The organism is Micromonospora sp. WMMD882, from assembly GCF_027497255.1.
In the GTDB taxonomy this organism is placed as follows: domain Bacteria; phylum Actinomycetota; class Actinomycetes; order Mycobacteriales; family Micromonosporaceae; genus Micromonospora.
The window spans coordinates 4,972,712-4,985,343 of the sequence record NZ_CP114903.1; the positions used below are offsets into that span (position 1 = coordinate 4,972,712).

Here is a 12,632-nt window from a genome sequence, read left to right on the forward strand (position 1 = left end):
CGGGTGGCTGCCCCTGCTAATCGCTGCCGAGCGCGGCGAGCAGCCGGCGGTGGTCGGTCTTGCCGTTCTGGTTGACCGGCAGCGCGTCCGTCACCCGCATCCGGCTCGGCGCCATGTAGGCCGGCATCGACTTCAGGCAGAACGCCAGGATGGCGCTCTCGTCGACCGGCGGCGCGTCGTCGGCGAGGACCACGAACGCGGCCAGCTCCGGCTCGCGGTCGGGCGGGGCCACCACGACCGCGGCGGCCTCGGCCACGCCCGGGAACTCCAGCAGGCGGCGCTGCACCTCGGCCAGCTCGACCCGGTTGCCCCGGATCTGCACCTGGGAGTCCACCCGCCCGCAGAACCGCAGCTCGCCGTCGGCTCCCCGGTACGCCAGGTCACCGGTGCGCAGCACCCGCTGGCCCGAGCGCGGCTCGACCGGGTCGGGGACCAGCGCGGCGGCGGTCGCCTCCGGGTCGCCCCAGTAGCCGGAGAACAGCGCCGGGCTGCGCAGGTGCATCTCGCCGACCGTGCCGGGCTCCTCGACGGTCCGGCCCCGCTCGTCGACCACCAGCAGCTCCGCGCCGACGTGCCCCCGGCCGATGGACAGCCGGTCCAGCTCCGCCGGCAGCGGGTTCGGCACGTCGGCGAAGCTGGCCGCCATGGACTCGGTCGCGCCGTAGCAGTTGACCAGCCGGGCCTGCGGGCGCAGCCGTTGCAGGTGGCGCAGTTCCGGCAACGGGAAGTCCTCGCCGCAGAACAGCACCCCGCGCAGGTCGGTGAGGGCGGCGACCTGGTCCGGGATGTGCCGCAGCGCCTGCCGCCAGATCGACGGAACCCCGTTGACGTGGGTGGCCCGGGTGGCGCGCAGGACCTTGACGAAGCGGGTCGGCCAGCGCAGCAGCGCCCGGGGCACCGGCGTGACGGCCGCGCCGCTGCCCAGGGCCAGACCGATGTCCAGCAGCGAGAAGTCGAACTGGAGCGGGGACGTCGACGCCACCCGGTCGCCTGGTCCGACGATGTTCTCGGCCAGCATGCCCCGGTAGAACGACACCACGGCCCGGTGACTCATCACCACGCCCTTGGGCCGCCCGGTCGTCCCCGAGGTGAAGATGATGTACGCGGTGTCGGTGGGGGTGACCGCCCACCGCCGTCGGGCCCGGGGCGCGGGCGGCGTCGGCACGTCGACTCCGCCGGGGCCGAACCAGCCGTGCCCGGGGGCGGCAGCGGGACCGGGCTCGGCGGCCGGCGCTCCGCCGGCGGTCAGGCACAGCGCCGGCTCCGCGAGCTCCGCGATCGCCGCCCGCCGCTCGGCCGGCATCTCCGGGCTGACCGGCACGAACGGCAGGCCCCGCGACGAGCAGGCCAGCAGCAGTGCGATCGCGTCCCGGGTGTTGTCGGAGACGACCATGACCCGGTCGCCGACATCGAGGCCGTACCGGTCCAGGTCGGCGGCGTACCGGTCGGCGGCGGCGCGCAGCTCCCGGAAGGTCGTGGCGCGGACCCGGCCGTCGACGTACTCCACCACCGCCGGGTGGTCCGGCAGGTGCTCCGCCGCCGCCAGCAGGAACTCGTCGAACCGCTCGTCGGGCCGGTGCGGGACGGGGGATGGGTCAGCAGACATCGGGGCTCCAGTTCAGCAGTTCGGGTCGGCGGGGATTGGAGCGGAGAGGGTGGGCACCGTGGTGTGGGGCTGACCGGTGACGAGCACCAGCGGCGGGGTGGGGGCGACCCGCAGGTCGCAGACGGTGCCCACGACCAGCGTGTGGTCGATGGCGGTGAGGGTTTCCCGTACCTGGCAGGTCATCCGCACCGCGACGTCGGCGAGCACCGGGACACCGTCGTCCACGGTGTACGGCACGCCGTGGAACCGGTCGGCCGGCGGACCGGTGGCGAACCGGCGGACCAGGGCTTCCTGCCCGCTGGCCAGCACGTTCACGGCGAACCGGCCGGCGGAGAGGAGGTCGGCCAGGGTCCGGCCGCCGGTGTGGAAGGCCACCAGCACGGCCGGCGGGGCGACGGACAACGACATCAGCGAGGTGGTGGTGCAGCCGACCGGGCCGGCGGGACCGAGCGCGGTGGTCACCGCGACGCACTTGGCCAGGCGGGCCATCGCCTGACGGAACACGCGTTCGTCGACGGCCGCGTCAAGGCTGATCATGGCGTACCTCTGTCCTGGTCGTGGCCGGCGGCGGCGCTCGCGCCTGCCGACCGTCCGGCGCTGGCGGTCGCGGTAGCGCGCTCCCGCTCGGTCAGTTCGATGAGCCGGTCGAACGCCTCGGCGACCACGCCGACCCGGCGACGCCCCCGGCGGGCGGAGTCGGCGGCGAACCGCAACGCCTTCGGCGCCTGGGCCCACTGCGCGGCCAGCTCGGGGTCACCGTGCCGGGCGAGCCGGTGGCCGTGGTGCCGCGCCGCGGCCCACAGGTCGTCGACGTGCCAGCTCAGGGCCCGCTCGTCGACGACGAACCGGTCACGCAGCGCCGCCAGCACCGCCGACGGGTCGGTCGACCACTCACCCGGCCAGCGCGCGTCGTCCCCGCCGCCGTCGGACGACCGTCCCCGGTCGCCGCCGGCCGGTCCGGGGCCGCCGCCGGTGGGGCGTAGCCACCGGTACCGGTCCGGGTCGTCCACGTCGGCGGGCGTGCCCAGGGCGTACGTGTCCCGGTTGGTCCCGGGCGGGTCGAGCCGGCCGAGCGGAGTCAGCGCGGCCCGCAGCTCGGCGTCGGAGAGCCAGCCCTCGAACGGCCGCTGCTCCCCGGCCGGCATCAGCGCGGTGAACCGGTCGCTGACCCGCCACCCCTCGTCGTGCCGCTCGCGCAGCACGAACCAGTGGGTGACCGGCTGCGACCGGTGGTGCGGCGACCAGGGCAGGTGGAAGGCGTTGCCGACGACGATCACCGAGCCCTCCTCGGCGAGCTGGTCGGCGAGCTCCGCCCGGGCGGTCGCCCAGTCGGCCACGCCGTGCCAGGCCAGGGACCCGTCGTCGATCCGGTCGTGGTGGGAGAAGGCCAACGCCCCGTCCGGGGCGTCGAACCGGACCCACAGCCGTACGGCGTCGGCGAGCCGGTCGGCGGCGGCCGGGCCGAGGTGGTCCACCAGGGCGGTGGTGTAGCAGGAGAGTGGGGGTGTCATCGGCGCTCCTCGTCCCACGCGCACGCCACGGGCACGTCCGCCAGGTCACGTACCTTGTGCCACCGCCGCCCGTGCCAGCGGCCCGTGTCCGCGTCCGGCGGCACGTCGATCGTCCAGGGCAGCCCGCCGATCCCGGCGCCGTCGACCTTGACGCAGGCCTCCTGGACGGTCCAGATCTCGGCGAACGCCCGAGCCCGCTGCCGTTCGGGCAGCCGGGCCAGCCCGGTCAGGTGCCGGGCGGCGCACCGGCGCAGCAGTGGCTCGCTGACCGGTTCCGGTGGGGTCTGTACGTCCACCCCGACCCGGCGGTCCGTGGCCACGCACACCGCCACGTGCCCGCCGTCGTGCGAGAGGTTGACGCCGAGCCGGGGCCAGCCGGCGAGGACGGGTTTCCCGTTCCCGGCGGCGACCAGCGGCGCGTCGGCAGCCGCCGGGGCGACCCGGGCCAGCAGCGCCCGCAGCAGCGCCCGGCCGCCGAGGAGCTGCCGGGTCCGCCAGGGCGGCGTGCCCCGGGCGGCGAGCCGGTCGGCCGGGGTCACCGGTTCGTCGACGGTCTCGGCTCCGACCGCCACCCACACCTGCGGGTGGACCTCCCGCGCCCTCACCGGCCCGGCTCCACGGGTGGCTCCGGGGCCGGAGACCGGTCCAGGTCGGCCAGGACGTCGGCGGTCGCGCCGGCCACCACGGACAGCACCACCTCGGTGGTGCCGCCGCCGATGCCGAACAGCGCGGCCTGGGCGCGTAGCCGCTGCGGCCCGTCGCTGCGGAAGCCGTACGCGCCCTGGAGGTGGGCGCACTCGTCGAGCACCCGCTCCACGGTGCCGGCGGCGCTGGCCTTCAACATCGCCGCCGCCGTGGCGTCCCGCCGGGTGGCGACCGCGTCGGCGAGGCTCTCGGTGAGCGCCTGGTGCTGCCGGGCGCGCAGCAGCGCGGCGGCGTACCGCTGGCGGATGCCCTCCAGGTGCCAGAGCGTGCCGTCGCCGTACCGACGGTCCTGGAGGTGCCGCCAGGTCTCGGTCAGCACCCGCCGGCACAGCCCGACCGCCCACAACGCCCCGGCCAGCCGTTCCACCGCGATGTGCGCGGCGAACCCGCTCAGCCCCCGGCCGACGCCGCCGACCACGTGCTCCCGGCCCAGCCGGACCCGGTCGAAGAACAGGTGACCGGCGCCGGCGCCGTCGAACAGGTCGGTGTCGGCCGGCTCGGCACGCACCCCGGGCGCGTCGGCCGGCACCAGCACCCAGGTGAAGTTGGTGAAGTGCGGGCCGGGTCGGTGCCGGGCGAGGACCAGGACCGCGTCGCACGCGGTGGCGTTGGTGATCCACCGTTTGACGCCGCTGACCTCCACGTGGTCGTCGCGCAGGGTGACCTCGGTGGTCAGCGAGGTCAGGTCGCAGCCGGCCCCGTCGTCGGTGGCGGCGAGCGCCACCACGGCGTCCCCGCGCAGCGCCGCCGCCAGCGTCCGGGCGGCCGGCCCGTCACCCCCGGCCAGCAACGGCAGGCAGGTCGCCAGCGGCACGCACACCGCCAGGGTGGTCCCCAGCGGGCAGCGCCGGTCGACGGCGGTGAGCAGCGCGCCCAGCCCGGCCGGGTCGACGCCGCGACGCGGGTCGCCGTCCCGGTACACCCGGGCGAGCCGGCCCGCCGCGCCCAGCGTCCGCCACACGTCCGGGCCGGTCGCGTCGGACGCGAGGTCGTCGAGCATCGGGTACGCGTCCCGCGTGACCCGGTCGCCCAGCAGGGCGGGCGCGGTCATGCCGGGACCCTCCGGTCCTCGTGGGCGGCCTCCCCGGCGTGCTCCCGGTCGCCGCCACCGGCCCGCGTCACGGCCTGCCACAGGCTGCCCGCGGTGGCGAAGGTGGCGTCGTTCAGGTCCTCGTCGGGCAGCGAGACACCCAGCTCGTCCTCGATGGTGAAGAGCAGGTCGATGGCCTTCATCGAGTTCAGTCCGAGGTCGTGCAGCCGGGACTCCTCGGTGATCGGGCGGCCGTTGAGGTAGGGCAGGAACGGCACGAGCAGGTTCTGGAACGTCTGGTTCACGGGGTCTCCAACAGTTCGGGCCGGGTCGCGAAGACGTCCCGGTCGGCGGTGAGGGCTGCGGCCAGGTCGGGCAGCAGCGCGCCGGGGGCGGGACGGCCCCGCTCCACCCGGCGCAGGGCGATGAAGGCGGCGGCGGTGAGCTGGTCCCAGCGGCGCAGGTGGGCGTCCGCGTCCAGCGGCTCACCCCGGTGGACGCGGTACGCCGCGTGCAGCCGCCGGGCCCGGGTCATCAGCCATGTCTCGGCGGTGAGCTGCCGCAACGCCGCCAACCGGTCGGCGTGCCGGGCGTACGCCTCGACGTAGTCGTCGGGATCGTCGAGCAGCGCCGACGGCGCGGGCGGCCGGTACGACCCGGCGACCCGGCAGACCGCGGCGACGGAGACGGCGGGCAGCTCGGCCCAGGGCAGCCGCCACTGGCCGGGGCGGGCCGGCCCCCACGCGGTCTCGTTGTCGTAGGCGTCGCCGACCAGCGCCTCCCCGTCGTCGCTGGCCACCAGGAAGCTGTGCTCCATGTGGGCGTGGCCCCGGTACGGCAGCCATGGCATGTGGTACGTGTCGGCGACGGCGTACAGCACCGAGGAGCGTTCGGCGAGCGCCCGCAACGCGTCCGGTCCCAGGTCGTGTCGGCTCTCGACGACCAGGCCGACCTGCCGGGCGCTCCCGGTCAGGTGGGCGTCCACCGGCGGGTCCACCGTGGGCAGCCCGTCCGGGCCGGGGCGGGGCCGGAACCGCAGGGCCGCGCCGAGGGCCAGGTGCCGTCCCGGCTCGCCCCACCGGTCGGCCAGCACGGCCAGGTTGACCTGGATGCAGTCGAGCAGGTCGGTCCGGATGCCGGCCGCCCCGGTCCCCGCGCCGGCCGGCGCGCTGGCGACGGCGGTGGTCATCGGGGCGCTCCCACCGGGTTCAGGCCGGCGACCGCGCGGGCCAGCGCCTCGTCGGACGGGGCGACGTCCTCCACGCCGCCGGCGAGGAAGTGCTCGTACGCGCCGAGGTCGAGGTAGCCGTGCCCGCTGACACAGACCAGCACGCCGTGCCGGGCCTGGTCGGAGGCGGCGATCTTCGCGGCGGCGGCCAGCGCGTGCCCCGACTCGGGGGCGGGCAGGACGCTCTCGTGCCGGGTGAGCAGCCGCCCGGCGTCGAGCGCGTCGGCCTGGCTGACCGCCATCGCGTCCACGTCCCCGGTGTGCCGCAGCGCCGAGACGAGTTTCGCCGCGCCGTGGAACCGCAGGCCGGCGGTGTGCGCGTCGGGGATCTGGTAGTCGCTGCCGATGGTGTACATGGCCTCCATCGGGCCACTGCCGGTGGCGTCGGTCTTGTCGTACGCGTAGACGCCCCGGGTGAGTTTCGGGGTGCTGCTGGACTCGGCGGCGACCAGCCGGGGCCCCTCGACACCGGTGGACCGCGCCTCGGCATGGAACGGCAGCGCGATGCCGCCGAAGTTGGAGCCCGCGCCGACGCAACCGACCACCGTGTCGATCCGGGCGTCGAGGTCGGCGAGCTGGTCGGCCGCCTCCAGGCCGATCACCGACTGGTGCAGGATGCTGTACGTCTCCCCGCTGCCGATGCAGAACGCCACCCCGTCGTGGCTGGCGGCGTACTCGACGGCCTCGCCGATGGCCAGCGAGAGGCTGTTGCCGGCGGCCAGGTCCTCCCGGGTGGAGACCTTCGTCATGCCGCTGGGGCTGGTGTGCACCTCGGCGCCGAGCATCCGCATCAGCACCCCCCGGTACGGCTTGCGGCGCAGGCTCGACTCGACCATGAACACCCGGCAGCGCAGCCCGAACAGCGCGCACGCCGCCGCCATGGCGGTGCCCCACTGGCCGGCGCCGGTGCCGGTGACCAGCTCGCGAACGCCGGCCCGCTGGTAGTAGTACGCCTGGGCGAGGGCGGTGTTGAGCTTGTGGCTGCCGGAGATGTTGACGCCCTCGTTCTTGACGTAGATGGGCACCCGCGCGCCGACCGCCTCCTCGAAGCCCCTGGCCCGCCACAGCGGGGTGGGCCGGTACTGCCGGTACCGCTCGACCACCGGCTCGGGGATGTCCCAGTACTCGCGTTGGGAGACGCTCTGCCGGACCAGCTCCACCGGCAGGTTGATCTTCACTTCGCCGTCGGCGCTGACCGGGGTGACGTCCGGCGGCAGCGGCTCGGCCAGGTACGGCAGGACGCTGCGCCAGCGGGTGGGCGCCGGGCCGGTCATCACCGCACCTCCGCCGTGGTCACCACGTCGACGAGGTCGCCGACGGTGCGGAAGCTGCGGCCGACGAACAGGTCGTCGGGGAGCGTGGTGTCCAGCTCGTCCTCGATCCGCACGAGCATGCCGACGAAGCCGAGCGAGTTGACGTTGAGCAGGTCGCCGACGAGCGGCTCGTCGTCGGAGATGCGCTCCGGCGGGATGGACAGCCGGGACTCGGCGACGACTACCTTCTTGACCACGGCGGCCACGGCCGACCGGTCGAGTTGCAGGTTCGCGGGCATGGTCTCCCTTTCCAGGGGTGGGTGGGGGCGGACGGACGCAGGTCAGCCGCGCAGCGCTCCCGCCGCGTCGGTGACGTAGCTGTAGGTGACGAGGTCGGCGAGGGTCACCGGGCCCCGGACGTGCAGCCGTCCGGTGGCGATGGCGATCTCGGCGCCCAGGCCGAGCGTGGGGCCGTCGTGCAGACGCAGCGAGCCGTTGACGACGACCATGGCCGCGTCGACCCGGCGGCGGAACGCCTCGGCGACGGCCGGGTCCCCGGTGAGGACGCCTTCGGTGTGGCCGGAGCCGTACCGGCGGATGTGCTCCAGGGCGGCCGTCGCGTCGTCGACCGGGGCGACCGCGATCACCGGGCCGAGGAACTCCCGGCCCAGGTCGTGCGGGGCGAGTGGCTCGACCCGCAGCCCCGACCCGGTGGGCGCGGCGATCCCGTCGGCGAGCCGGACGGTGAGCGCCGGCCCGGGCCGGTCCGCGTCCTGCTGCTTGAGCTGCCTGGCCAGGGACTCCAGGTACGCCTCGGCGACGCCCCGGTCCACCAGGACCGTTTCGACCGAGGTGCAGCCGGCGGGTTCGGGCAGTTTGCTGTCCAGGGTGGCCCGGGCCGCCAGGTCCAGGTCGGCGCTGCGGTGCACGTACAGGTGGTTGACCCCGCCGCCGCTGGCGATCAGCGGGATGGCGCTGGTCCGGCAGTAGTCGACGAGCGCCGGACTGCCCCGGGGGATCAGCACGTCCACCTGGTCGGGCCGCTTCAGCAGGGCGCGCAGCAGCCGCCGGTGCGGGTCGTCCAGCACGGTCACCAGCCCGGTCGGCAGGCCGGCGTCGGCGAGGGCGGCGTGCGCGACGGTCTCCAGCGCCGCGTTGGTGGCCGCGTTCTCCTTGCCGCCGCGCAGCAGCACGGCGTTGCCGACGGCGACGGGCAGCAGCGCGCCGTCCACGGTGACCGTGGGCCGGGCCTCGTAGACCATCATCACCACGCCGAGCGGGCGAGGCACCCGGTGCACGGCGCGGGCCGCGCCCCGGGCCGGCACCTCGACCTCGACCACCGCGTCGAGCTCCCGGGCGATCTGCCCGGTGAGCGCGACCAGCCGGTCGCGGTGCTCTTCGGTGAGCCGCAGCCGGTTCACCAGGGTCGCCGACATGCCGGCGCGTTCGGCCTGTGCCACGTCTGTCGCGTTCGCGGCGGCGAGGCTGGGCCAGCGCGTCACGAGCTGCCGGGCGAGCGCCGCGCAGTAGCGCCGGTAGGCCGGGTCGCCGACCGGCGGCGCGGCGGTGTACGCGGCCCGGGCGCGGGCCAGCAGCTCGTCAGGCATGACTCGGCTCCCGGCTCGGCCCGGTGGGGATCGGCTCGGGGCCCGGCCGGGTGGCCGTCGGCTCGGGGCTCGGCCCGGTGGCGGTCAGGAACTCGTCGAGGTGGCCGAGGAGCAGCGGCAGACGTTCCCGGTCGAAGGCGGTGAAGTGGTCACCGGGCAGCGGCCGGACGGTGAGCCGGGGCGTCGCCTCCGCCCAGGCCGCGAGGTGGGCCGCGTTGTCCTCGTCAGCGCAGGGCATCAGCAGGGTCGGGCAGTCGTGCCGGCCCCGCGCCCGGTAGGCGGTGACCGCGTCCAGGTGCGCCTCGGCGGTGCGGGAGACCAGGTCGCCGTCGAGGCCGCCGTCGGTGGTCAGCGACGCCCGGACCCGCTCGCGCCAGCGCAGCGCCGCCGCCGGGTCGCGGTCGATGCCGGCCGCCGGGCTGTCCACCATCACCACCCGGGGCCGGTGGCCGTCGGCGGCCAGGCGGGCGGCCAGCTCCCAGGCGACCACCCCGCCGAGGGACCAGCCGAACAGCAGGTCCGGCGGCTGTGGGAGGGCGGTGAACAGGTCCAGGTAGCGGTCCGTCATCGCGGCGACCGTGTGGTCCGGGGTCTCCCCGTCGGCGAGCCCGTGGCCGCGTACGCCGAACGCCGGGCCGCGCCGGCCCAGTTTCAGCACCACTCCCGCGTAGACGCCGAGTCCGCCACCGGCGGGGTGGATCAGGACGCTGCACCTGCCGGGCCGTGGCCGACCCATCGGCACCAGCATCGGCGGCGCGACGTCGGCGCCCTTCACAGCGCTGCTCCGCACGGCGTGGCGTGGTTCATGGCCGACCCTCTCCTCCATTGACAACCGGGGACGTCGGTCTATTTCCGTGCTTTCGGCGTTGATAAACAAAAAGCTGCTCCGCGGTCATGTGGAATGCTTATCGCCATCATCGGAACGGCTATTCGACCTGCTCCTGGATGGCTGATCAGCAAATCTAATGACGACATTACCGGTGTCGATGGATAAAAGGTTTCTGCGTGATTGGGGAACCGGTGTGCGGGTAGTTGGCCGGAGACGTCATCACCACCCGACGCGAACCGGTCCATCCGTTGCCGACGCGATTCCGCCGCGCCCTACTCGAAGGAATTCGTATGACACTGATGCTCGATCACCCCGCGGGGACCACCGCCCCCCGCTTCCGGGCCTTCGGTCCGCGTCAGATCGACGACATCGCCCGCCGCTACGGGCTGGACCCCGCCCTGCGCGACGGGGTCGCCCTGTTGGCGCAGGTCCTGCCGTTCCGGACCAACGAGTACGTCCTCGACGAGCTGGTCGACTGGACCCGACCGGCGGAGGACCCGATGTTCCGACTGGTCTTCCCGCAGCGCGGCATGCTGGCCGCCGAGGACGAACGGGCGCTGGAGGAGCTGGTCCGCTCGGGCGCGGGTCGGGCCGAGATAAACGGTCTGGTGCAGCGCATCCGGGCCGGCCTCAACCCGCACCCGTCCGGGCAGCGGGAGTACAACGTGCCGGTGCACCAGGGCGAACGCCTGCCCGGTCTGCAGCACAAGTACCGGGAGACGGTGCTGTACTTCCCGACCCAGGGCCAGTCCTGCCACTCGTACTGCACGTACTGCTTCCGGTGGGCGCAGTTCGTCGGCGACCCCGCGCTCCGGTTCGCCGCGCCGAACCCGCGGCAGCTCGTGTCGTACCTGCACGACCACCCCGAGGTCAGCGACGTGCTGGTCACCGGCGGCGACCCGATGGTGATGAGCACCGAACGCCTGCGCGGCCACCTCGAGCCGCTGCTCGACGTGGGAAGCGTCGACACCATCCGGATCGGCACCAAGTCCCTGGCGTACTGGCCGCACCGCTACGTCGGCGACGCCGACGCCGACGAGCTGCTGCGGCTGTTCGAGCGGATCGTCGCCACCGGCAAGCAGGTCGCGGTGATGGCCCACTTCACCCACCCCCGGGAGCTCCAGACCCCGGTGGTGACGGCCGCGCTGCGCCGCATCCGGGCCACCGGCGCGGTGGTCTACTGCCAGGCGCCGATGGTCGCGCACGTCAACGACCAGGCCGACACCTGGGCCCGGTTGTGGCGGGCCGAGCTGGCCGCCGGGGCGGTGCCGTACTACATGTTCGTCGAACGCGACACCGGCCCGTACGACTACTTCAAGGTGCCGCTGGCCCGGGCGGTGGAGATCTTCCACGCCGCGTACCGGACCCTGCCCGGCCTGGCCCGCACCGTACGCGGACCGGTCATGTCCACCACCCCCGGCAAGGTGGTGGTGGACGGGGTGGAGAGCGGACCGAACGGCCGCTACTTCCTGCTGCGCCTGCTCCAGGCCCGCAACCCGGCGCTGGTCGGCCGGCCGTTCCGGGCCCACTACGACACCTCGGCCGCCTGGCTGAGCGACCTGGAGCTGGCCCCGGACGTGCCGCAGGACATCCGGCAGGCGGTGCGGCCGTGACCACGATGTCGCCGAACCTGGCTCTCAACGAGCGGGTCGCCCGGCTGCGCGCCGAGGGACGCTCCATCGTCCACCTGGGATTCGGCGAGTCCCGGCTGCCCGCGTTCGGGCCGATGATCGAGCAACTGTGCCGGGGCGCCCGCCGCAACGGGTACGGCCCGGTCGCCGGCGCGCCCGACGCCCGGGACGCCGTCGCCGGCTACTTCGACCGGCGTCGCCTGCCCACCGACCCGGACCAGGTGCTGCTGGGGCCGGGCAGCAAGCCCCTGCTGATGGCGCTGAACCTGGCTGTCTCCGGTGACGTGCTGCTGCCGAAGCCGTGCTGGAACTCGTACGCGCCGCAGGCCCGGTTGGCCGGCAAGCGGGCCTGGGGGGTGCCCATCCCGGACACCTGCGGCGGCATCCCCGAGCCGGCCGCCCTGCGCGCGACGATCGCGGCTGCCCGCCGGGCCGGCAGCGACCCCCGGATCGTGGTGCTGACCCTGCCGGACAACCCGACCGGCACGCTCGCCGGTCCGGAGCTGATCCGCGAGGTGTGCGCGATCGCCGAGGCGGAGGACCTGACGATCGTCTCCGACGAGATCTACCGCGACGTGCTGCACGACCCGGGGACGCCGTTCCTCAGCCCCGCCGAGGTCGCCCCGGGCCGCACCGTGGTCACCACCGGCCTGTCCAAGTCGCTGGCAGTCGGCGGCTGGCGGATCGGGGCGCTGCGGGTCCCGGCCGACCCGGGCGGGCGGCGACTGCTGGACCGGCTGGTCAGCATCGCCAGCGACCTGTGGTCCACGCTGCCGGGGCCGATGCAGCAGGTGTCGGCGTACGCGTTCGCCGAGCCGCCGGAGATCCGCGAGCGGCTGGCCGTGAGCGCCCGGCTGCACGGCGCGGTGGCCCGGGCCGTGCACCGGGCGGCGGTGTCCGCCGGCGCGACCTGCCGCCCGCCGACCGGCGCGTTCTACGTCTACCCGGACTTCACGCCGCTGCGTGAGCCGCTGGCGCTGCGCGGCGTGACCGACTCAGCGTCACTGGCCCGGCACCTGCTGGACGAGCTCGGCCTGGCCGTGCTCGCCGGGCACCTGCTCGGCGACGATCCGGCCGCCCTGCGCTTCAAGGCCGCCACCAGCATGCTCTACGGCGACACCGACGAGGAGCAGGAGGCCGCGCTGGCCGCCGCCGACCCGCTCGCCCTGCCGCACGTCGCCGACAACCTCACCCGCGTCGAAGAGGGCTTCGCCAAGCTCACCGCCTGACCG

13 protein-coding genes are annotated in these 12,632 nt (G+C 74.9%); 2 read left to right on the plus strand and 11 right to left on the minus strand.

The window, feature by feature from the left end; all coding sequences use genetic code 11:
• Positions 1–16: 16 nt before the first annotated feature.
• The 11 genes from O7606_RS21280 to O7606_RS21330 are packed head-to-tail and all read right to left on the minus strand — an operon-like array spanning position 17 to position 9,730.
• Positions 17–1,606 carry an amino acid adenylation domain-containing protein gene (locus O7606_RS21280; protein WP_281595790.1) on the minus strand — a complete coding sequence of 530 codons (1,590 nt, stop codon included), beginning with the start codon at positions 1,604–1,606 and terminating at the stop codon, positions 17–19.
• A gap of 12 nt (positions 1,607–1,618) precedes the next feature.
• Positions 1,619–2,143: a flavin reductase family protein gene (locus O7606_RS21285; RefSeq protein WP_281595791.1), complete on the minus strand. Its 525-nt coding sequence runs from the start codon at positions 2,141–2,143 to the stop codon at positions 1,619–1,621.
• A complete protein-coding gene (locus tag O7606_RS21290) occupies positions 2,140–3,117 on the minus strand; it encodes a hypothetical protein (protein ID WP_281595792.1) in 978 nt (325 codons plus the stop codon). Before O7606_RS21290 ends, O7606_RS21285 begins: the two co-directional genes overlap by 4 nt.
• Positions 3,114–3,722: a 4'-phosphopantetheinyl transferase superfamily protein gene (locus tag O7606_RS21295; protein WP_281595793.1), complete on the minus strand. Its 609-nt coding sequence runs from the start codon at positions 3,720–3,722 to the stop codon at positions 3,114–3,116. The genes O7606_RS21290 and O7606_RS21295 overlap by 4 nt, the downstream gene beginning before the upstream one ends.
• Entirely contained in the window at positions 3,719–4,873 is a 1,155-nt protein-coding gene (locus tag O7606_RS21300) for an acyl-CoA dehydrogenase (RefSeq protein ID WP_281595794.1), read from the minus strand. The genes O7606_RS21295 and O7606_RS21300 overlap by 4 nt, the downstream gene beginning before the upstream one ends.
• Entirely contained in the window at positions 4,870–5,157 is a 288-nt protein-coding gene (locus O7606_RS21305) for an acyl carrier protein (protein WP_281595795.1), read from the minus strand. Before O7606_RS21305 ends, O7606_RS21300 begins: the two co-directional genes overlap by 4 nt.
• On the minus strand, positions 5,154–6,041 hold the full coding sequence (locus O7606_RS21310) for a hypothetical protein (protein WP_281595796.1): 888 nt from the start codon (positions 6,039–6,041) through the stop codon (positions 5,154–5,156). Before O7606_RS21310 ends, O7606_RS21305 begins: the two co-directional genes overlap by 4 nt.
• Positions 6,038–7,354 (minus strand): TrpB-like pyridoxal phosphate-dependent enzyme, encoded by a 1,317-nt coding sequence (locus O7606_RS21315; protein ID WP_281595797.1) that lies wholly within the window; start codon positions 7,352–7,354, stop codon positions 6,038–6,040. The genes O7606_RS21310 and O7606_RS21315 overlap by 4 nt, the downstream gene beginning before the upstream one ends.
• A complete protein-coding gene (locus O7606_RS21320; RefSeq protein WP_281595798.1) occupies positions 7,354–7,632 on the minus strand; it encodes an acyl carrier protein in 279 nt (92 codons plus the stop codon). The genes O7606_RS21315 and O7606_RS21320 overlap by 1 nt, the downstream gene beginning before the upstream one ends.
• Positions 7,633–7,674: 42 nt before the next feature.
• Positions 7,675–8,940, minus strand: a complete 1,266-nt coding sequence (locus O7606_RS21325; RefSeq protein WP_281595799.1) for a glutamate-5-semialdehyde dehydrogenase — start codon at positions 8,938–8,940, stop codon at positions 7,675–7,677.
• The gene (locus O7606_RS21330; RefSeq protein ID WP_281595801.1) at positions 8,933–9,730 is read right to left on the minus strand and encodes a thioesterase domain-containing protein; all 798 of its coding nucleotides are present in this window, start codon (positions 9,728–9,730) and stop codon (positions 8,933–8,935) included. Before O7606_RS21330 ends, O7606_RS21325 begins: the two co-directional genes overlap by 8 nt.
• 329 nt (positions 9,731–10,059) lie before the next feature.
• On the opposite strand from O7606_RS21330, the gene O7606_RS21335 reads away from it, so the two are divergent.
• Both O7606_RS21335 and O7606_RS21340 read left to right on the plus strand, forming a co-directional pair.
• A complete protein-coding gene (locus O7606_RS21335) occupies positions 10,060–11,382 on the plus strand; it encodes a lysine 2,3-aminomutase (RefSeq protein ID WP_281595802.1) in 1,323 nt (440 codons plus the stop codon).
• Between the two features lie 5 nt (positions 11,383–11,387).
• The gene (locus O7606_RS21340; protein WP_281599790.1) at positions 11,388–12,629 is read left to right on the plus strand and encodes a pyridoxal phosphate-dependent aminotransferase; all 1,242 of its coding nucleotides are present in this window, start codon (positions 11,388–11,390) and stop codon (positions 12,627–12,629) included.
• The last annotated feature ends 3 nt before the right edge of the window (positions 12,630–12,632 follow it).